The organism is Ruegeria sp. CL3, assembly GCF_056536505.1.
Map to the genome: position 1 here is coordinate 1 of NZ_JBQFPT010000022.1, position 21587 is coordinate 21587.

Below are 21587 nucleotides of genomic sequence, written 5' to 3' on the forward strand. Positions count from 1 at the left end.
GCGCTGCCGCAGTTGCAGGAGCACATTGCTACCTTCGAGGAGTTTCCTCCGATCCCCCCAGGAACGCCGGACCCCTACGAACCACCCACTGACTGAAGGGCGGCTTTGCCCGCGCAATAGGCCTTGATGAAACACGTGGCGAAGGGCCGGATCGAACCCACTTTGCCTGAAGCGTGATGCCCACAGATGTCCGGTCTTATACAGGTGGGTACAAACCTGACGAAACGACCGTTTCTGCTAGAGGGTTTTTCTCCACGAGGTTTTTCCTCATTTTGCGATGCCCGTAGATCGGTCCCGTAGTTGTTTGTATTATTCGGTGTAAGCCAAAGCTACAAATGCTGCGGTTGTGATGAATGTCCGCTTAGTTCCTTAGTGCGACGCAGACTTGAAGCTTGTCGCATCTGTCACCTAGATAGGGTTCAGGTGGGATCGCGGTAGCTTAGCAGGTTGGTCTTTTCCGGCTCAATCCTTCTATTCGACTGCGTGCTTGAATACTGCAGCCTTAGTCGCGTCGCGGACACTCGCAACGTTCAACTAAAAATCCTTGCAGGTCCTAGCATTAGAATTTGTGCGGCAGGAGCACAACAAATGCTTAAAAAACTGCTTCTTTGAAAAGTAGCTGCCCTTTCATAAACTTGTGCTGTGACTATTTCAAAACCATTTGATTGGGATTTGCGTCGACTTCTGCAAATGTCTCCCTTGCTTCCAACCCCACTTTCGCAAGTAAAGTCAAACCGGTGAGACACCGTTTACATTGAGATAGATCGCGTAAAGGCTGCTTGTTCCGGTCGCGAACAACCGGTTCAGCTTGGCGCCGCCAAAACATATATTCCCTACCATCTCGGGTATGTGCAACTTGCCGATCAAATCTCCTTGTGGGTTCAGGCAATGAACACCGTCTGCAGCAGAACTCCAGATGCGGCCTTCACGGTCTGGCCTGAAACCATCGAACAGCCCCGCCGAACAATTGGCAAACACCTCGCCGCCCGTCAGAGTTCTTCCGTCGCTCGCGACGCCGAATCTGCGAATATGCGCCGGGCCATCTGGGTCATGGGTGACGCCCGTGTCGGAGATGTAGAGAGCGCTCTCGTCCGGCGAAAAGGCCAAGCCGTTGGGTTTCACGAAGTCGGTGGCAACGGCTGCCACCTCGCCTGATGTCGGATCCAAACGAAACACATGACACGCCCCGATCTCACTTTCGGCGCGTTCGCCTTCATAGTCCATCATGATCCCGTAGGAGGGATCGGTGAACCAGATCGACCCGTCCGATTTGACGACAACATCATTCGGCGAGTTTAAACGCTTTCCCTTCCAAGCGTCCGCTAGAACCGTGATAGAGCCGTCATGTTCAGTCCTTGTGACACGCCGGGTCAGATGTTCGCATGACACCAGCCGACCCTCCCGATCCACCGTGTTGCCGTTGGCATTGTTCGAGGGCTGCCGAAACACTGAGACCGATCCATCGGTGTCATCCCAGCGCATCAGACGGTTGTTGGGGATATCAGACCAGACCAGATAGCGCCCGGCGGCAAACCAGGCCGGCCCTTCGGACCAACGCGCACCGGTCCACAACCGTTCGACCCGCGCGTGGCCAATGAAACAGGCTTCGAACTCTTTTTCGATGACCTCAAATCCGGTGCCCTCCAGAACGCCGTACATCCATTTTCTCCTTTGTTTGTCCTTTAGCCGCCGCCGAACCTGTGCGTTCGTGGCGTTTTGGGGTCAGGCCACAGACGGCCTGACGTGGATCCTCAGCCCTGGAGTTCATTCGGCAGCAAAGCACCAGGCATGTTCTGATAACTGACCGGGCGCAGCCATCGTGCAATACCGAAAGTACCGACAGAAGTCGCGCGCACGTCGGTGCTAGCCGGGTAAGGCCCGCCATGCATCATCGCCGAGCACACCTCGACACCCGTGGGGAAGCCATTTGCCAACAAACGTCCGGCTTTCTCTTCGAGAATGGGCATTAGAGTGTTGGCGAAGTCATGATCTGCGTCATCCATGTGCAGCGTCAGGGTCAGTTGGCCTTCCAGTCCTTCGGCGAGAGCCACCATCTGATCCGTGTCGTTGCACAGAACGATGATGCCAGCCGCACCGAACACTTCGTGCTGCAATTTGGGGTTTGCCATCCACTCTGCAGCGCTGACTTTGAACAACGCAGGTAGGGCTGCGCGTTTGCCCACGGCAGAACCGCAGGACGTGACCTCGGTCATCAGATCACGGAAGGCGCGGACGCCCTGTTCGTATGCATCGAGGATACCGTCGGTCAGCATCTTCTGTTCCGCCGCTTGGTTCAGTGCTGTCACACTGGCGGTTTCCAACGCATCGGCATCCGGCCCTTTCAGCATGACCGCAACGCCGGGGTTGGTGCAGAACTGCCCGGCCCCCATTGTCAGTGATGCGGCCCAACCGGTGCCGATGTCAGCCGCACGTGCGCCCATGGCGGAGGGCAGACAGAACATCGGGTTGACCGAGCCCAGTTCGCCGTAGAACGGGATTGGGTTCGGGCGCGCGTGACACAGATCATAAAGCGCCCGGCCCCCAGCCAGCGATCCGGTAAAGCCAACCGCGCGGATATCTGGATGCTGTACAAGGGCCGAGCCGACCTCGCGCCCCGATCCCTGCACGATCTGGAACGTGCCCGTCGGCATATCGCAGACCTCAATCGCCTTGGCGATGGCCTGTGCCACCAATTCGGCGGTACCCGCGTGGGCGCTGTGGCCCTTGACGATCACCGGGCATCCAGCGGCCAAAGCCGAGGCGGTATCCCCGCCCGCCGTTGAAAAGGCGAGCGGGAAGTTCGACGCACCAAAGACGGCCACCGGGCCGATGGCTTTGTGTGTTAGGCGCAGATCAGGACGGGGGAGTGGCGTCCGATCAGGAAGTGCGTCGTCTTTGCGGATATCGAGATACTCGGTCTCTTCGATCAGATCGGCAAACATGCGCAACTGCCCGGTGGTCCGGCCACGCTCACCCACCAGGCGCGCCTCGGGCAGGCCGGTCTCAGCCATGCCGGTCTGGGTGATCTCCTCCCCCAGAACATCCATTTGCTCGGCGATCATGCGCAGGAACGCTGCCCGGTCGGCCCGCGATTTGCCCGCATAGGCACGAAAGTCACGGCGAGCGGCGCGGCAGGCCTCGTCGACCTGCGCGGCGGTCGCCTGCGCAAAGCTCTGCCCGTTCAGATCATCTGAGGCGCGCAAGTTGTCAGAGCCGACCCATTTGCCGTCGATCAGGTTTTGTCCAAGGATCATCTTATTTTCCCCATTTCAGGACCATCGGGTCCAAAGGTTTTAAAAGGTCGATCAACCGATCGCGGATCGCCGGTTGAAGCGGGTCAATCGGGTGACGGCAGAACTCGGACCGGATCACACCGCCTTCAACCATCGCCGCCTTGCAGGATTGCCAGCCGCATTGGCGATTTTCGTGGTTGATCACCATCGCCACGCGCCCATAGGCGGCGGTAGCCTCGTCAATACGGCCTGCATGGTGATGCATGATCACCGGCTTGATCTGATCCACGATCATACCCGAAGTCATCGACCCCGTGGCACCCGCATCCAGATCGGCCAGCAGGGTGATCCCCTCTTCGCCGTCAAACGGCGCCTCAATCGCGTCTCCGCCTTCGGTAATCAGTGCGCGCAGCTTGTTGGCGGCACGGGGACATTCGATCTTGAACAGCTTCACCATCTCGATCTCTTGCGCCATGCGCACCAGCAAAGGCACCGGCAGGTCGACACCCGACAAAGGCGCATCCTGCACCATGATCGGAATGCCGACCTCGCCCACCGCAGCAAACTGCTCGAAGGTCTGCTGTGCATTCCCTTTCAGAAGCGCCCCGTGATAGGGCGGCATCATCATCACGATGTCCGCACCCAAGTCCTTGGCAAATTGCGCCCTTTCCACCGAGATCTGAGTAGCGAAATGGCTGATCGTCACGATCATTGGAACACGTCCCGCGACGTGCTCCAGACTGAGCCGGGTCAAAGTCTCGCGCTCGGCGTCCGAGATCAGGAACTGTTCGGAGAAATTCGCCAGAACACAGATCCCATCCGCGCCCTGATCAATCAGACAATCAAGAACGCGTTTCATCCCATCCAGATCAAGCGTTCCGTCCTCGTTGAACGGTGTTGGCGCAACGGGCCAGATACCGGTGTAGGTCATGATTTACTCCGTAATCTGGAAGTGTTTGAGGTGGTTGTCCGTGATTTCGATCCCAAGACCCGGCGTATCGTCATCCAGATCAAGGAACCCATCCACAGCTTCGGGATCACCTTCGAAGATGTAATAGAAAAGCTCATTTCCGACCTCGACATCAAAGACGGGGAAGTACTCGCTGATCATGCAATTGGCGTTGGCCATGGTCAGATGGTAATTATGCATCTGGCCTGCATGGGGGATCACGGGCACCTGAAATGCCTCGGCAATCGCGTTGATCTTCTGCGCCGCCGTGATGCCGCCCACCCGATTGGTGTCGTATTGCAGCACCGAAACCGCCTTTTTCTCGATCAGGTCCTTGCAGCCGATGACCGAGAATTCGTGTTCACCGCCCGAGATCGGCACGATGTTCATCGCATTCAGTTCGCGGTAGCCTTCGACATCGTCGGCGATCACTGGTTCCTCCAGCCAGCGGGGTTCATACTTAACCAATTTCGGCAGCATCCGCTTAGTGTAGTCGAGATTCCAACCCATGTAGCATTCGAGCATGAGATCGACGTCATAGCCGATGACCTCGCGCACGGCCTCGACCCGTTTGAGGTTTTCGCGCATCCCGGCCATGCCATCTTTGGGGCCCCAGCCGAACCGCATCTTGTAGGCTGAATAGCCGTTCTTTTGCGCCTCTGCGGCCTCGGCCTGCATCACTTCGATGGGGCCGGAATAGAGCTTGGAGTAATAGACGGGGATCTTTTCTTTTGTGCGCCCGCCCAGCAGCTTGAAAACCGGTTTGCCCGCCAGCTTGCCCATCAGGTCCCAGATCGCCAGATCGACGGCCGAGATCGCCGTCATCCCAATCCCCTTGCGCCCCCAGGCGTGGCTACGACGGTACATCTTTTCCCACAGGTAGGCATAATCGAACGGGTCTTCGCCAATCAGCAGCGGGGCAAACCATTCGTCGATGGCAGACTTAACCACCGAAGGAGCCAGGGCTGCGTTGCCGATGCCGATGGTGCCGTCTTCGGTCTCAACCTCGCAGGTCAGCCATTGATGGAACCGGAAAGACGACATCGCATCGCCCTTTTCGTACAGTACGTCCGAGGCATTGGTGCAGAAATTACCCGTCGGCGGCACGGTAGGTCCGGTCCAGTTCCAGACGCGCGTGCGCACGGATTTAATCTTGGTCATTTTTGTCTCCTCAGTCCGCGCTGCGTTCGGCGCGATGTGTTTTCGCCATGCGCACCAGCAGATCGAACGCCTGCCGTGTTGCGCTCGGATTGGCCTTGTTCTGTCCAGCGATATCAAAGGCCGTGCCATGCGCGGGAGTTGCGACCGGGATGGGCAAGCCGCCGGCCACGGTCACGCCGCGCTCAAAGCCCATCAGCTTGATCGCGATCTGGCCCTGGTCATGATACATGGTCACAACCGCATCGACCTCGCCCCGCTGCGCCTTGAGGAACACCGTGTCCGAGGGCCACGGGCCGGTCACATTCAACTGTTTCTGCTGCGCCTTGCGCACGGCGGGTTCCAGAATATCGATCTCTTCTCGACCAAACTTGCCATTGTCGCCTGCATGCGGGTTCAACGCCGCCACCGCGATGTTCGGGCGCGCGTTGCCTGCTTTGCGCAAGGTGTCATTGGCCAGATTGACCGCCTTCAAGATCCCGTCTTCGGTGATATTGGCCGCCACATCCTTCAGCCCGATATGTGAGGTCACGCGGGTCGTCATCAGCTCGTCCAGAACGTTGAGCTCCGAGTGATAACCGGTGTGTCCCATGTAGCGCGCCATATAGCGATGCTCATCCTCGGCATTCAGCCCGGCGGCGGTCATTGCGGCCTTGTTGAATGGGCCGAACAGGATACCATCCACCTGCCCCGCCATCGCCAGATCCATCGCCTTGTCGAGACAGCGGAGCGACGTCGTACCGCCCTCGACGGTGAACTCCGCGATCTTCACGTCCTCGGGCGCGATGGTGTCGAGTTCAAGATGTGACAGGCCCGGTTGATTTGCCACTGCATCCACCGTGTTGATCGGCACGTTCAGATCAGCCTGTTCCGCGCCGCGCCTCCACAGGTGACTGTCTCCAACAAGCACAATATCCGCGGCCTCCTGCACGCCCTCCTGATTGAGCAGTTTGGCGATCAGTTCCGGTCCGATCCCCGAAGGGTCGCCGGGCACAATAGCGATACGAGGCTTGGTCATGCCGCGTTCTCCCAGTGTTTTGAAAATCCGTCGGGCAAGATGACCATCACGTCCGGTTCCTTGCCCGTATCAAAGGTCTGCACAACCTCGAACGTATCAAGATTGAACCGCTGCACCTGTTCGCAATCGATGGCGATATAGGCAAAGGCGGCCTCATCATCGATGCATAGTGCCAGCGGGTTCGCGGGTGTTTTCTGTTCGAGCAGCATCTCGCCCGTAGCTTCATCGAATACCGAGAACGACCCCCCGAAATGGTTCATCGTCACCAACCGGTTGCGTTTCTCGTCGTAGTAGATGCGGCAGGGATCATCTGGCGTAGGAAAGGTGCGCTCGATCTCAAGCGTGTTGGTGTTGACCACGGCTACGGTGTTCGAGATACGCTGCGAGGTATAGAGCGTCTGTGCCTGTTCCCGCAGGCAACGCCCTTCAGGTTTCTTTCCGGTCTTGATTGGGATCGGCGAAACCGACGCATCATAGGGATTGAACACGGTCACATTGCCCGAGGTCAGGTTCATTGAGTACGCTGTTCGCCCGTCTCTGGTCAGTGCAAACAGATGACACTTGGTGCCGCCGGTTGGCGTGATGTGATCCCAGCCTTGATCGAAGGCACGCGGGTTTTCTTTGACCAGCAGATGGCCTGTCCATTCCGACAGCACGTAAAGACGCCCCTGCCCGTCCAGCCCAATTCCGTGCGGGCGGGCATGCTCACCCAGATCATAGCTGTGCACGATTTCTTGCTTTCGGATGTCGATCACTATCACAGACCGACCATCGGTGCCTTCGATACCGGAATTCTGCACGCCGTAATGACCGACATAGGCATAGTGAAACTCGTCATCGACCACGAATTCATGAGGGAAATGCGGCAAATCCAACCGCCCCTGCCGGGCGCCGGTTTCAATGTCATACCAGCTTACGCAATGGCTGCATTTTTCAATCAACATCATGGATTGCGCCATTCGGGCTCTCTCCGTCTTTGGTTACTTCAGGCGCCTGTGGCCGGTCCCGTTTGGGCCAGCCACAAGCGGGTTTCTTAGCGCTCCAATGCGCCCACGCCCGAGAACCGGAACGCTTCCTGTTCCAGCGCATCAATCTCCTCAGCGCTCATCTGGTCATGCGCGACGGTGATACGGCCCAAGAACACAAAGGGCAGTTCGTCCTGCCGACCCTCCATATGCGCCTTGATTGCTTCGGCTGTCGCCGCGCCCACATCGTCACCCATGCGCATGGGCGTTGCGTCCAGCTCGCCCCGGCGAATGGCGTCCAGCTCAAGCCCGGTGCCGCCCCAACCGGTCGAGAACACGTCTTTCTCTTTCCCGACCGCAAGCTGAGCTTCGACCGACCCCATGGCCATCGCGGTGTTGGCATTGTGAATGATGGTGGCTTCGGGATAGGCTTGGAGGATCAGGCTTGTGCCCTCAAAGCCGCCTTCGCGCTGGTATTCACCGTAATGCTCGTAAACGGTGGTCCAGTTGCCTTTCTCTTCGACGCAGGCCTTGAAATCACCCGAGCGCTGGTCGTCGGTGATACCAGGAATGCCACGGTTCATCGCCATCGTGACGTCACTACCCAGACGCTCCAACATGTAATCGCACATCGTCAGGGCACCGGCTGCCGAGCTGAAGTCGAACCACGCGTCAGGCTGATTTTTCAACTCCTTTGGCGGCGTGTGGAAGGCCCAGACGAAGGTCGCAAACCCGTCATTCCCGGCCATCTTGTCGATATTGTCGGCCTGAATGGCCAGTTCCGAAGGGCCGAAGATTACGAAGTCATACAGGTCCGCATCCTGAACCACCTGGTTGGCATAGGTCGATTGCAGACTGTGTTCGATCTGACGGCTGGCGAATTCGGTGGTTTCATACTCAATGCCCAACTCGTCCAGACGTTTGGTCATCGCCAGATAGTTGCGCGCCCAGAAGTCGGAGGTGTCAGCAGAAGGATAGATCAGTGCGATCTGCAAAGGTGCATCCTGAGTGCCTTCATACTTGACCGCTTCGGCCCCTGTCATCGCCTGCAAGGCTTCCAACTTGCCGTCGGCGTTAACCTCGCCCGGGACCCAGTAGTCCCGATCTTCGATACCCGGCAGTTCCTTAAGCGGTAGCTTTCCGTGCCCATCAGCAAAGGCTGCAGTGGCACAAAGGCAAAATGCGCTTGTCGTCAGTAGTGCTTTGTTCAATTGTTTCACGGTAAGTCCTCCCTTTCGCGAACATTGTGGGGCCTTGCAGGTGCGCCAGGACTCCTACCTCCGGGCGCACCACTTTTGTTTGCCTTAGCCGCTTGGCGTAGGCTCGGTTGCCAGTCCCGCCCCTAGGGCAAGCAACAGGATTAGTGCGCCGATAAGAGCGGCCGAGAAGCGGATGAGTTTTTGCGCCTCTTTACTGCGCAGACCCGCCAGCAGGCCCTGCGCCCCGTCCCGGTCTTTCTTTTGCATCCAGGTGTAGAGCGCGACCGAGCTGACGATCACCACGCCCGAGGCGACGGATTGCCAAAAGAACTCGATCCGCAGAGTCACCAGTGCGTTGATCATCATCGACAGCAACAGCACACCAGCCAGAGAGCCCAGCATCGAGGCACGTCCACCGAACAGGGACGTGCCGCCCACGACAACCGCCGCAATGACGTGCAGGTTGAAATACGGGGCCGAGGTCGCCTGAATGGCGTTCAGCTTGCCGGTCAGCATGACACCAGCCATTGCCGCCGCAGCACCCATCAGCACATAGGCATAGATCTTGTGTCGATCGACAGCCACGCCGGTCATTTCACTGGCTTCGGGGTTCGAGCCAATCGCAATCGTGTAGCGCCCGAAATAGGTGCGTGTCAGCACGACATAGCCAATGGCCATTGTGATCAAGCCCAGCACCACAGGCACCGGAATAAAGCCCGGAATCTGGCCACGGCCGATTTCGGTGATCAGATCGGGGAACCGTGCGAGTACCAGACCTTTTGCAATCACCAGCGCCAGACCGCGATACACAAGATCCATCGCCAGCGTTCCGATCAGGTCCGGTACTTTGAAACGGGTAATAACCAGACCGTTGATCAATCCCATGATCGCGCCCAGCACAATCGCCAGAGGTACGGCTACCCAGGCTGGAAAACCGTATTGCTTCACTAGAAAAGCCATGAGAATAGCCGACAGTGCCGCAATCGAGCCAATCGACAGATCAATCCCGCGCTGAGTGATGACAAAGGTCATCGCCATCGCCATCGGCATATACAGCGCCGCATCCAGCAGGATCAGGTTGAGGTTGGTCAGGCGGAAATACCGGGCCGGTTCCGCGATCCCCATGAAGATGAGAATGGCCAGGATCATCACCATCGGGCCGATAAAGGCCAGATAAGGCTCCAACCGGTCCATGATGGTTCTTTGTTCAGTGTTTGTCATCGCCGCGGACATAATGTTCTCCTTCACGCAGCTGCATCCTGGGCGCCGACAATCAGGCCCAGAACGTCTTGAACGGAACTCTCCGCAGTTTTAACAACGCCAACGGCGCGGCCCCGGCGTTGCACATGCACGCGGTCCGCCACTTCAAACACGTCATCCAGCGAGTGCGAAATAAGGATCACAGCAAGGCCCTGTTCACGCAGCGCCTTGATGAGTTTCAGCGTCCGCGCCGTTTCCTGCGGCCCTAGCGCGGCGGTAGGTTCGTCCATCACCAGCAAGCGCAGGTCTTCGTGATAGACCGCGCGCGAAATAGCGACCGCCTGGCGTTGACCGCCTGACAGGCTTTCCGTCATCACATCCATCGACCGCAGCCGCACACCAAGACGTTCTTCCAGAACCCGAGCGGCCTCAGATTTCATGCGTTTGTTGTCCAGAAACGGAATGCCGAGAACGTTCCTGGTCAGCTCGTTACCCAGAAACATATTGGCCGCCGGTGTCAGATGATCGGCAAGTGCAAGGGTCTGATAAACCGCGTCGATCCCGTTTGCGATTGCGTCAGAGTGGCTGGTCATCTCCAATGGTTTTCCATCCATCAAAATGTGACCTTCGGTGGGTTGATACACTCCGGTCAAAATCTTGATCAGGGTGGACTTGCCCGCCCCGTTGTCCCCGACTATGGCGAGTACTTCACCCGCATAGGCCGTCAGATCAACATCTTGCAGCGCGGTCACCCCGCCGAACCGTTTAGTTATTCCCAGCATTTGAACCAATGGCTGTTCGCTCATGGTTTCCTCCTTTGCGCAAAGCTCCGCCAGGGCGGTCGAAAGACCGCTGAGTTGGCTTTGCGCTTTGTCATCTTTTCGAGCGGGGTCCTCGCCTATTCAGGCAAGGACCACCGGATCGGTTATTTGCCCCAGATCTTTGCGTAGGCTTCGCGATAGGGGCTGTCCGGGTCGAACTGATTGCTATCGCCCAGTTTGGACAGACCTTCCTCGGTCACCAGTGCGGGCGAAGTGATATAGCCCGAGCACGCCTCGCCCTGAATGGCGCGGTTCAACTCGTCCACCAATTGCCAGCCTTGCAGGTTCAGTGGTTCGGCCACAGTGATTGTCTGGTAGTTGCCGCTGCGGATGCGCTGAAACGCAGCCTCTGAGCCATCACCAGCCGAGCCAGCTTGCGGCCCGTCGTCGGACGAGATACCCGCCGCCGCCAATGCAGGTCCCATGAAGTCAAAATACAGATCGTTGATCGCTAGCGCGTGTGTCCACTGGTCGCCGTACTTCTGCAGCAGGCTCGTGGTCAAAGGTCCCATTCGGGCCGAGGTATCGGCGATTGGCGTGTCGACATATTCCAACACTGTACCGCCCGCAGCTTCGATAGTTTCTTTGATCCGGTCGGCCTTATCGATCGCGATCTGATAGGTCGAGTCGGTGAAGATTATCGCCCCGACCCCGTCGCCGCCGTCTTCCATGGCCCATTCAGCAGCCACTTCGGACACGGTCATGGCGTCGGTCGAGACATTGGCAAAGATGCCCCCGGGCGCGTCACATCCGATCTTGGGGCCGGAATGCCAGGCCACCATCGGAATGCCTGCGCTTACCACGCCTTCAAGCGCGGCTTGCTGCTCGATGGCGTCAAAGCCGTTGATGATGATGCCGTCCGGTTGCAGGGCCAGCGCCTGACCGATGGCTCCGGTCCGCCCCTGAATAGAACCGGCCCCGTCCAGCACGCGCACATCCCAGCCAATGGTGCCAACTGCTTCCTCGACGCCATTGGTGACCCCGAGAATACCGCCGTTTTTTAGATCACCTGCGACGACGACAATCGACTTGCCCTCGGCGGCTTTGGGTCCGCTGGTAGGTCCGTCAAACGCCGTCTCTGCGGTCACCGGAAATCCCAAACCCGTCAGAAGCGCGGCAGCGGATACCGCCATGAAAGTCCGTTTCAGCATAATCTCCTCCCTTATGCTGTTTACTTTTTGGCGCCTTTGCGTCGCTGAGCGTAACCGGCGATACCGATAGCGATCAGAAGCGTGACACCGTTGAACATCGGCTCAACCCAGAAGGATCCACCGAATTGCTGAATGCCCGAGATACCAACAGCCAGGATCGCGACACCCACGACTGTTCCCCAAACATTCACGCGTCCCGGCTTGATGGTGGTGGACCCAAGAAAGGCCCCGACCAAAGCAGGTAACAGGAATTCAAGACCGACCGAGGCTTGTCCGATCCGCAATTTCGACGCCAGCAACACCCCGGCAAAGGCGGTGATCAGGCCTGATGACATGAAAGCGCCTATAACGAATTTCCGGGTGGGAATACCGTTCAACTGCGCAGCACGCTGATTGGCGCCGATCGCGTAGAGGTACCGACCGATTGGCGTGTATTCCAGGATCAGCCACATCGCGACAGTGATCGCCAGAACGTAGAAGCCGGTGATCGGCAGGCCGAACACAAAAGTGCCGTTGATGGCGTAAAAGCTGTCCGGCAAGGCGCCAACCATCTGACGCCCGCCCGTGTGCCACAGCGCCAGAGCATAAAGCACAGTGCCTGTGCCCAAGGTGGCAATAAAGCTGTCGATTTTGGCAACCTCGACCAGCAGACCATTCAGGAACCCAGTCAGCAGACCCAACGACAGAACGACGGCCACCGCAATCGGCCAGGGAATGCCGAACATCGTCTGTAGCGAGATCGCAAGGATGTGCCACAGCACGATCCCGTACCCGACCGTCAGGTCAATACGACCTGCTGCCATCGGGATCATCGCCCCCAGCGACAGAAGCGCAATAATTGCCTTGTCCGAGATAATCGCCCGCAGATTCAAAAGCGTCGGGAAGGTGTTCGGCAGAAGGATCGAAAACAGGATGATCAGAAAACCTGTCAGCAGAACCAGCCCATAAACCGGCAAGAACCTGAGAATTCGGGTTTTTAACGAGGCATCTTTGAGCTCGGCCTTGGTCGGTTCCAGCGCGTTGGATTCAAGCGATTGCATAGTCGTATTCCTTAACTTGCCACGGCGTTCGAGGCCGAGGCAGCCTGTATCAGGTTTTCAGTGGTCAGTTCGGTGCCCGTCAGTTCGCGCACGATCTGACCCTGGCTGAAGACAATGGCGCGGTGGCAGATCGCGGCCACTTCCTCGAAATCGGTTGAAACGACGATGATGCCGACGCCCTCCTCCATCGCGCGGTTCAACAGCGCGTAGATTTCGGCCTTGGCGCCAACATCGACACCCGCAGTCGGGTCTTCGCAGATCAACAGCTTACGTTTGGTTTCAAGCCAGCGCCCGATGACAACCTTTTGTTGGTTCCCACCCGACAGGCTCTCAATCGTCATACTCTGATCATTGGGAGACAAGGCCACGTCGACACCGATCCGCGCGGCGCTCTCTGTCTCGGCCCGGTGGCCCATGAACGATAGCAGCGACCGCCCAATGGCCGCCGGATTCAGGAAGGTGTTCTCGCGGATGGTCAGCGACATGGCGACCGATTCCTCAGTTCTGTCGCGCGCCACCAAGCCGATCCCGGACGCCATCGCGGTCTGCGGAGAGCTCAGGTCAGGCGTTTCACCATGCAGGTTTATCTGGCCACTAAACCCTTCCGACCCGAATAGCGCACGAGAGACATTTTCATGACCTGCCCCGCGTAGCCCGACAAGCCCGACGATTTCATTCGTCTGCAACTTAAAACTGACGTTGTGCGCTGCTTCCATGTTCAGGCCAGACACTTCAAGCAGCGTCGCACCCGGAGGCGTATCTGGCTTCATAACTTGCCGAGTCTTGCGACCGACGATCATATATACCAGCTCTTCTGGCGTGGTGTGGTCGATGCTGCGCAGGCCGACCATCTCTCCGTCTCGTAGCACGGCAACCCGGTCAGCAATCTGAAATATCTCGTCCAGCCGATGCGACACGTAGATCATGCCGACGCCTTGTTCCTTCAAGGGGCGCAACGCTTCGAACAGCCGCTTGACCTCATCCGCTGGTAGCGATGCCGTTGGTTCATCCAGCACCAGATAGTCACAATCTACGGCCAAGGCACGGGCAATCGCGACCAGAGATTTCTCGGTCCGCGACAAGTCCTGTACCCGCGTGGTTGGGTCGAATTCACAGCGCACTTTGTCCAGCGCGTCCTGCGCAAAGCTCTCCACCGATTTCCAATTAATCAGACCGCTTTTGCGGGAATAGCCCAGAGCAAGCGCGATATTCTCGGCCACGGTCATCCATTCGATCATGCCCAGATCCTGGTGGATAAAGGCAACGGATTGGCGCTCACCAAACCCACCGGGGCGATGTTCGTATGGTTCACCGTTGATCAGAACCCGCCCTTCATCCGCCTTGTGAATGCCGCCAAGGATTTTGATGAGAGTTGATTTGCCTGCTCCGTTTTCGCCCAGCAGCGCGACAATCTCGCCGCGTTCAACATTCAGAGACACGTCGCGCAGCGCATAGGTGCCTCCAAAATGCTTCTTTATCCCGTCAAAGAACAGATTGTTTTGTGCAGTGCCGGGCACGGCAGTCTCCTCCTAGACTTAGGTAACCCCAATGCTCCTCAACATCTTATTGAGTTACCCGTAACGTTAAGCTAGCATTCGCACAGACCCGGCCATTGTCAATAAAAAAGAGTTACCCGTAACGTAAATGAGCAGCGAGACTGATAAATCGAGCAAAAACAACAAAGTAAGCCTTGCTGAGGTAGCAAAGGCTGCGGGCGTGTCGAAGATGACTGCAAGCCGAGTCTTGCGTAATGAAGGTGGGTTCTCGGAAAAAACGCGAACCAAGGTCATGGCCGAAGTGGACAGGTTGGGCTATCTGCCGAATCGTTTGGCGACTGTTTTCGCGGGAGATAAAAAGTCCACATTTGTCGGGGTCAGCATCCCCGAACTGGGCAACGAAATCTTCGCACAGGTTCTGGAAGGCATCGACCGAAAACTCGGAGCATTCGGACATCAAACCGTTTTGGGACTAACCGAACATGAAATCGACCATGAGGAAAAATGGATCGAGACCGTGTTGTCCTGGCAACCTGCTGGGCTGATCATCACGGGTCGCTCACATAGCCAGAAAGCGATTCAAATGCTCCGCAGCGCAGGTATCCCGTTGGTTGAAATTTGGGACTTTAACTCGAGCCCGCTGGATATGTGCGTCGGGCTGAACCATTTCGACAGCGGCTACAGCATGGGTCGTTATCTGGCTGGAATGGAGTATCAAAAATTCGGCTATGTCGGCACTTCACATGACGTCGCAAACGCCGCAACCGCACGTCTCAACGGCTTTTCCAAAGCCATCGAAGATGCAAACGGGCGGTTGGAAAAACAATTGCTGCTGAAGGACACACCGGGTTTTTACACCGGTTTCTACGGCACCGAGCAGCTGCTTGCCTCCCACCGCGATATCGAAGTTGTATTCTACCAAAATGACAATATGGCGATTGGCGGGCTTCACTATGCTCAAAAAATCGGATTGAGCGTCCCGAACGACATTGGAATTGCCGGATGGGGCGACTTACCCATTTCAGCGATCCAACCCTATCGGTTGACGTCAATTGCAGTACCCCACCTTAAGATTGGACAGATCGCAGCCGAGATGGTTCTGGCCCAAATCAATGGAGAGCCAACGAAGTCCACCAAGGACGTCGGATTTCGGCTCATTCCTGGGAGTACGGTGAAAAAAAAAATCTGACCGAATGGGTAAGTCGGGAACAGCCAGCAAGGTAGCGCAAGGAAAGCTCCCAGATTTTCCGGCTCACAACGGATATTGAGCAAAGCTTTCGATTGCTGCGGTTGCCGCCCGCATAGCGGTCATTCAGAAACCGTACATCAATTCGAAAAGAAGAAATGACGGCTGGGCGGAACAAACCAGGCTTTTGCGATTGGAAAAGGCATGTCCACTTGGCCCCGTCCCGGACCTTGTTGTCACGATGTCTAAGAGCGTATTGTCCGATAGCTCTTATGTTTCCCAAGGAGGCTTTGCCCCTATCTCTGCAACCAGAAAGTCCATGAACACCCGCACTTTTGGGGACAGCACGTTGGACTTGGGATAGATCAGCCACAAGACATTGTCTTCACTGGCCTCAAAGTTTGGAAGAACCCGCACCAAACGGCCTGACTTCAGTTGGTCATGCACGCTCCAACGAGCATTCAAAGAAATACCTGCTCCTGCTAGTGTGGCGCGGACCTGGCTTTGACCGTCATCGATGATCAAGTGGCCTTTGGCTGAGGTAGGATCGAAGACAGCGTTTTCGCCGGCCGGTCCTTTCAGCGAACGCGGTTGGAGGTTTTGGAAAGCGATCAGACGGTGGTTTGTCAAATCGGTTGGTGTATCAGGAACGCCGTGCGTGTCGAGGTAGTGTGGCGCAGCACAAAGAATACGCCGGTCATCCGCCAGTTTGCGGCCCTTCAGGCTGGTGTCGACAAGTGGCGCGTTCCTGAGTGCCAGATCATAGCTTCCTTCGATCAGATCGAACTGCACATCCGATAGGCGCAGATCGAGCGTGAGATCGGGGTGCTGTTCAAGAAACTTTGGCAGGATTGGCGCGATGTAGAGCTGTGCGAAACTGCTTGGCGCAGCAAAACGCAATGTACCTTTGATCGTTGTCATTTGCTTACCCAATGCAGCAAATGCCGCCTCTTCCTGCGCAATGATCTCACGGGCGAAGGGCAGGAAATCCGCTCCTTCCACTGACAACGACACTTTGCGTGTCGTGCGGTGCAAAAGCTCGAAACCGAGGTTCTGCTCCAGCTTGGCAAGCCTTGCGCTGGAGACCGCTGGGGCCATGCCCAGATCACGCCCCGCCGCGCTGATGTTAAGCATGTCTGCTGCCCTAATGAACAATCGAAGCGCGTCTGTATTCAAACCCATTATATTCATTTTCCGAATTATCAATACATGATTGAGATGTTTATCTTCATTTTGATCAAGGTTAAATCCCTTTTACGGAGACAGCACAGCTTAGGCAGGAGGCGCACATGACACGGACAGCCACGGTCAACTACCATGTTCACAAATCCTACCGGCAAGCCTTTGAGCTTGATGCTGGCGGGGTTGCTGGCAACCTGATTTCCCCTGAACTGGTCGCGACATCCGTTGTACTATCAGACAACCGCGCAACGACCTCGTCGGTTTCTTTTGCGTGTGATGCCGTTGAAATCATGCCACTTGAAACGCAGGTCCGAGACTTTGCAGGCGACAGCTGGAAACCAATTTACGATGCCGAACTCAAGGCTATGCTGCTGGAAAAGCTGGGTGCGAGAGAGGTCGTGGTTTTTGATCACACACTTCGAGTGGATGACCCTGAAGCAACGCGTAAACCGGCGCGCAATGTTCATAGCGACTACAGCAAGGACGGAGCCAAACAGCGGCTTGTCGACTTGCTGGGCGCCGAGACCGCAGCAGAGTGGGCGCAAGGTCACTACGCTTTTGTCAATGTGTGGCGCCCTGTGGATCATCGGATCAATTCGGCACCTCTGGGCTTTGTACGGCCGTCGTCTGTCGACCCGTCTGACTGGATTCTACTGGACCTGATCTATCCTGACCGCGTGGGGCAAATCATGGGGCTGGCGGGAAACCCCAAACATGAGTGGATCTATCAATCCAAAATGACACCGGATGAGGTCGCGGTCTTCAACATATATGATAATCAAGGCCTGGCTTCGATTGCTCATAGCGCACTCGATATGGTCGAGGATCCAAACATCACTACCATTCGCAAAAGCATCGAAAGCCGCACTTTGGTGCGCTATTAAAGGAGGGCCAGACATGTTGGATGAAACGCAGCCGGCTGGGTTTAAGCAAATCAATTTGGCCTACAACCAGGTGTTTCGTCCCGGACGACTGAGCGTCGGCCTTGTATTGCCTCTCGAAGCCTATGCCGTCGGGGCAGAACCGACGCTACGAGGGCATTTGGAAGCGGCTCAGAAAGCCGAGGAGCTTGGGTTCGCAGCACTTTGGCTGCGGGACGTGCCCTTCAATGTTCCAAGCTTTGGCGACCCCGGGCAGGTTTTCGATCCATTTGTCTATCTGGGAGCGTTGGCAACGGCGACGGATCGGATTGCGCTTGGAACGTCGAGCGTGATCCTGCCATTGCGTCACCCCGCTCATGTCGCCAAGGCAGCCGCGACGGCAGATGTGCTCTCTGCCGGGCGGTTGCTTTTGGGTGTCGCGTCCGGCGACCGGCCCGAGGAGTACCCGGCGATGAACCAGAGCTTTGAAGATCGCGGGGCACGTTTCCGCGATAGTGTTGAGTACATCCGCGCCGTTGGATCGGCTTACCCGACTCATCAAAATGCACAGGGCAAACTGCATGGCGGGATTGATCTTTTGCCAAAACCGCACGGGAAGCGCCTGCCGATGCTCATAACCGGTGGTAGCCAACAATCACCTGATTGGGTAGCTCAGAACGGAGATGGCTGGATGACATATCCGCGCACCGCGGCGACCCAGGGTCAAGTCATCGCGGATTACCGAAGACGTGTGAAGGCGGCGGGCCGACCGGATATGCCTGTGATGCAATCGCTCTATGTCGATGTTGTTGCCGACCCTGCTGCACCTCCGCGCCCGATCCATCTTGGGTTTCAATCTGGCACCGACTTCCTTCGCAGTTATCTGCGCGAGATTGAAACGCTCGGGGTCAATCACGTCGCGCTGAACCTAAGGTTCAATCAAGCACCGATCGACACAACCCTCGAACATCTGGCGGACACTCTGCTGCCTGACTTTTCCTGAAGGATCAGACCGATGACCAAGACTATTCTCATTACAGGTTCAACCGACGGCATTGGCCTACTGACAGCGAAGAAGCTGGCTGCCGATGGGCACAAAGTGCTCCTCCATGGACGCAGTGCATCCAAATTGGAGAGCGCGGCTGCCGCCGTCGGAGGCGATGTTGAAACCTATGCCGCTGATCTCAGCGATCTGTCCGCGGTTCGAAAACTGGCCGAAAACGTTGAGGCGAAGCATCATAAACTGGATGTATTAATCAACAACGCCGGTGTGCTGAAAGCCCCGCAATCCGTGCTGGAAAATGGTCAGGACATTCGCTTTGTGGTGAACACGCTTGCACCGTACCTTCTGACCAAACTGCTACTGCCGATCATTCCTGCCGACGGTCGTGTCGTGAATCTGTCATCGGCGGCACAGGCCCCGGTAAACCTCAAAGCCATGCAGGGCAATGTGCCAATGGCGGATATGGAAGCCTATGCCCAAAGTAAGTTGGCGATCACCATCTGGACCCGCGAATGGGCCAAATCGCTGTCGAATGCACCAGTGATGGTCGCGGTGAATCCCGGATCTCTTTTGGCATCAAAAATGGTGAAAGAAGGCTTTGGCCTCGCAGGGAACGATATGAATATTGGCGCTGATATCTTGATTGACGCAGCCTTGGGTGTGCGGTTTGCGGATGCCGCAGGAGCCTATTTCGACAATGACAGTGGGGCTTTCGCTGATCCCCATGCCGCAGCGCTCGACGAAAACCACGCTGCCGACGTCATGAACGCCATCAAAGACTTGATCAGCCAGACGGGCTGACCATCCGGCGCGAAAACGCCGAGCACTTCCACCTTTAACACTCCCCTACCCCTCACGCGTGCTGCGTCGAGGCCCAAGAAAGGACTGCCTGATGAAATACGAGAACTTTCAAACCTTTGACGTAGCTGTTGAGAACGGCATCGCCACGGTCACCTTCAACTTTGGCTCTGTGAACGTGCAGGGCCAGGAAATGCTGGCCGACCTCAACAGTCTGGCAATGCGGCTAGAGCGGGACCGCGACACAAAGGTCGTGATCTTTCAGTCGGCCAATCCGGAAATCTGGGTCTGCCACTACGATACCGAGCTACTTAAGGACATGTCGACCGAAGCCGTGTCCCGCGAGGACGCGCAGCTTTTGGATCTGCAATCGGTTTGCGAGCGGATCAGCAAGGTACCACAGGCCACTATTGCAAAGCTGGAAGGGTTTGCGCGCGGTGGCGGGCACGAATTGGCCTTGGCGTTGGATATGCGTTTTGCCGCGCGGGGAAAGTACAAGTTCATGCAGATGGAGGTCGGAATGGGCATCCTGCCCTGCGGCGGTGGCGCTTCGCGCATGGCCCGTCAAACCGGCCTTGGCAAAGCGCTTGAGATCATCCTGAGCGCACAAGACTACGACGCGGATGATGCCGAACGTCTGGGCACAATCAACAAGGCTTTGGAGCCCAATGAGATCGGCCCGTATGTAACCGCTCTGGCCGAACGGATCGCACAATTCCCCGCAGAGTCGATCAACGCCTGCAAACAGATGGTCTATGAATCCATCGATAAACCCATCGATGAAGCGCTGAAGGCCGAAGCCTATTGGCTGTATCAGGCGACCAGCAAAACTCCGGCCGTAAAACGTTTCACGATCGCGGATGAACAAGGTTTGGAACATGACATCGAGAACCAGCGCAAGTGGGGCGATCTGGTGATGCAGGTGCAAGACATCAACTGACTATCCCAAGACAAAAATCTCGTCAGGCGTGCGTGGATTCCACGTGGGCCTGACAGCATCTCACAAAAGGAAAACCTCAATGAAGGCAATGGTTCTCAAGTCTTACGGTCCCGATGCGCTATTCGAGCTCGCTGAAATTGCCGATCCGGTCGCGACTTTTGGACATGTGGTTGTCAAAGTGGCCGCGACCAGCGTCAACACCGTCGACACAATGATCCGAAGCATGGGCGCGGACCTGCCTCTGTCCCCTCAATTGCATGCCGTGCTTGGCATGGATTTTGCTGGCACGGTTGTTGCGATTGGCGACGGTGTAACAGGTTTTGCCGTAGGCGATGAGGTGTACGGTTGTGCTGGAGGATTGATGGAACTCCCTGGCGCTTTGGCGGAGTACATTAACGCAGACGCGCGCCTGATTGCCCGCAAACCCAAGACGCTGAGCATGCGGGAAGCTGCAGCGCTGCCTCTCGTCGGCATCACCGCCTATGAAGGGCTGACCCGTGCTGGTGTTGGCGAAGGGCAGACTGTTCTGGTGCAGGGTGGCGCCGGTGGCGTTGGTCATATTGCCATCCAAATCGCCCGCCACCTTGGTGCCAAAGTATCCGCAACGGGTCGCGGCGCGGATCAGATGGCCCTGATCCAAGAGCTGGGCGTGCGGCCGATAGATTTCACAACGCAAAAGGTCCAGGACTACGTGGCTGAGCACACCAGCGGTTTGGGCTTCGATGTAGTGTTCGATAGCGTTGGCGGGCAGAACATGACGAACTCGTTTGAAGCCGCCAGGCTCAATGGCCATGTCGCCTCAACGGTCGCGATGGTTGAGATTGATTTGACGCCTGCGCATTTCAAAGGTCTGTCTCTGCACGTCGTTTTCATGCTGATCCCGATGATGCACGATGTCGGGCGGCAAACCCATGGCGACATACTGAGGATACTTGCAGGTTTGGCGGATGACGGCGCGCTCAAACCGATTGTTGACGAACAGAAGTTTGGGTGGACCGACGTCGGCGCAGCTTATGCGCACCTGACGAATGGATCTAAGGTCGGAAAAGTCGTAGTGGAGCCGTGACAGGATTCAATTGGGGTTGGTGCGCGCATAATGACTAATCGCACCAACTCAGTCTGAACTGCTATTGATGACGCACATCTTGCATTGCTGACCTCAGAGCCGTTTGCATCCTATGTTACTTTGGGTTCGCAGCAGCCGATCGCCGCGATCTGCTCGAACGGTCGGTTCGGTGTTTTCGAATGTCCGATTCCCTCAGAGCGTTTGGCGGAAGTGCAGGCAAAGTCACCATTCAATCAAAGGTCGGGTTTATGAATTCCGGAAGCGATGCGCGCGCGCTCGTAAATACGTGAAAGAAGTGCTCCTAAAAGGTTGAGCCAGGTCA

General features: G+C 56.8%; 19 protein-coding genes. 6 read left to right on the forward strand and 13 right to left on the reverse strand.

Translation table 11 applies throughout. From position 1 onward, the window contains the following. Positions 1-729 precede the first annotated feature (729 nt). From ACR0NO_RS21755 to ACR0NO_RS21810, 12 genes are all read right to left on the reverse strand, one after another. On the reverse strand, positions 730-1659 hold the full coding sequence (locus tag ACR0NO_RS21755) for an SMP-30/gluconolactonase/LRE family protein (RefSeq protein WP_170641086.1): 930 nt from the start codon (positions 1657-1659) through the stop codon (positions 730-732). 92 nt (positions 1660-1751) lie between these two features. Next, positions 1752-3254 carry an aldehyde dehydrogenase (NADP(+)) gene (locus ACR0NO_RS21760; RefSeq protein ID WP_480725639.1) on the reverse strand — a complete coding sequence of 501 codons (1503 nt, stop codon included), beginning with the start codon at positions 3252-3254 and terminating at the stop codon, positions 1752-1754. Between the two features lies 1 nt (position 3255). Further along, complete coding sequence (locus ACR0NO_RS21765; protein WP_480725658.1) at positions 3256-4167, reverse strand: dihydrodipicolinate synthase family protein; 912 nt, start codon at positions 4165-4167, stop codon at positions 3256-3258. Continuing rightward, positions 4168-5343 (reverse strand): L-rhamnonate dehydratase, encoded by a 1176-nt coding sequence (locus ACR0NO_RS21770; RefSeq protein WP_480725641.1) that lies wholly within the window; start codon positions 5341-5343, stop codon positions 4168-4170. A gap of 10 nt (positions 5344-5353) precedes the next feature. Next, positions 5354-6358 (reverse strand): 4-hydroxythreonine-4-phosphate dehydrogenase PdxA, encoded by a 1005-nt coding sequence (locus ACR0NO_RS21775; RefSeq protein ID WP_480725643.1) that lies wholly within the window; start codon positions 6356-6358, stop codon positions 5354-5356. After that, complete coding sequence (locus ACR0NO_RS21780; protein WP_480725644.1) at positions 6355-7317, reverse strand: YncE family protein; 963 nt, start codon at positions 7315-7317, stop codon at positions 6355-6357. The genes ACR0NO_RS21775 and ACR0NO_RS21780 overlap by 4 nt, the downstream gene beginning before the upstream one ends. 74 nt (positions 7318-7391) lie before the next feature. Beyond that, positions 7392-8543 carry a substrate-binding domain-containing protein gene (locus tag ACR0NO_RS21785; protein WP_170644353.1) on the reverse strand — a complete coding sequence of 384 codons (1152 nt, stop codon included), beginning with the start codon at positions 8541-8543 and terminating at the stop codon, positions 7392-7394. Positions 8544-8627: 84 nt separating this feature from the next. Next, positions 8628-9755, reverse strand: coding sequence for an ABC transporter permease (locus ACR0NO_RS21790; RefSeq protein WP_170556670.1), 1128 nt, complete (start codon positions 9753-9755; stop codon positions 8628-8630). A gap of 11 nt (positions 9756-9766) precedes the next feature. Beyond that, on the reverse strand, positions 9767-10528 hold the full coding sequence (locus ACR0NO_RS21795) for an ATP-binding cassette domain-containing protein (RefSeq protein WP_480725646.1): 762 nt from the start codon (positions 10526-10528) through the stop codon (positions 9767-9769). Positions 10529-10647: 119 nt separating this feature from the next. Then, positions 10648-11694: a substrate-binding domain-containing protein gene (locus ACR0NO_RS21800; protein WP_480725647.1), complete on the reverse strand. Its 1047-nt coding sequence runs from the start codon at positions 11692-11694 to the stop codon at positions 10648-10650. 20 nt (positions 11695-11714) lie between these two features. Further along, positions 11715-12734 (reverse strand): ABC transporter permease, encoded by a 1020-nt coding sequence (locus ACR0NO_RS21805; RefSeq protein ID WP_170641103.1) that lies wholly within the window; start codon positions 12732-12734, stop codon positions 11715-11717. A gap of 11 nt (positions 12735-12745) precedes the next feature. Beyond that, the gene (locus ACR0NO_RS21810) at positions 12746-14251 is read right to left on the reverse strand and encodes a sugar ABC transporter ATP-binding protein (protein WP_480725650.1); all 1506 of its coding nucleotides are present in this window, start codon (positions 14249-14251) and stop codon (positions 12746-12748) included. A 127-nt stretch (positions 14252-14378) separates the two neighbouring features. Between ACR0NO_RS21810 and ACR0NO_RS21815 the strand changes: the two genes are divergently transcribed. Beyond that, positions 14379-15419 carry a LacI family DNA-binding transcriptional regulator gene (locus tag ACR0NO_RS21815; RefSeq protein WP_480725651.1) on the forward strand — a complete coding sequence of 347 codons (1041 nt, stop codon included), beginning with the start codon at positions 14379-14381 and terminating at the stop codon, positions 15417-15419. Between the two features lie 267 nt (positions 15420-15686). On the opposite strand, the gene ACR0NO_RS21820 is transcribed toward ACR0NO_RS21815, so the two are convergent. Next, a complete protein-coding gene (locus ACR0NO_RS21820; RefSeq protein WP_480725660.1) occupies positions 15687-16592 on the reverse strand; it encodes a LysR family transcriptional regulator in 906 nt (301 codons plus the stop codon). A gap of 113 nt (positions 16593-16705) precedes the next feature. Here ACR0NO_RS21820 and ACR0NO_RS21825 point away from each other — a divergent pair, with 113 nt between their 5' ends. From ACR0NO_RS21825 to ACR0NO_RS21845, 5 genes are all read left to right on the forward strand, one after another. Beyond that, positions 16706-17482, forward strand: a complete 777-nt coding sequence (locus ACR0NO_RS21825) for a CmcJ/NvfI family oxidoreductase (protein ID WP_425085278.1) — start codon at positions 16706-16708, stop codon at positions 17480-17482. Between the two features lie 13 nt (positions 17483-17495). Next, positions 17496-18461 (forward strand): LLM class oxidoreductase, encoded by a 966-nt coding sequence (locus ACR0NO_RS21830; RefSeq protein WP_480725653.1) that lies wholly within the window; start codon positions 17496-17498, stop codon positions 18459-18461. A gap of 12 nt (positions 18462-18473) precedes the next feature. After that, positions 18474-19262, forward strand: coding sequence for an SDR family NAD(P)-dependent oxidoreductase (locus ACR0NO_RS21835; RefSeq protein WP_480725655.1), 789 nt, complete (start codon positions 18474-18476; stop codon positions 19260-19262). Positions 19263-19353: 91 nt separating this feature from the next. Continuing rightward, positions 19354-20199 carry an enoyl-CoA hydratase/isomerase family protein gene (locus ACR0NO_RS21840; protein ID WP_170690319.1) on the forward strand — a complete coding sequence of 282 codons (846 nt, stop codon included), beginning with the start codon at positions 19354-19356 and terminating at the stop codon, positions 20197-20199. Between the two features lie 79 nt (positions 20200-20278). Continuing rightward, positions 20279-21265, forward strand: a complete 987-nt coding sequence (locus ACR0NO_RS21845; protein ID WP_480725656.1) for a zinc-dependent alcohol dehydrogenase family protein — start codon at positions 20279-20281, stop codon at positions 21263-21265. Positions 21266-21587 lie beyond the last annotated feature (322 nt).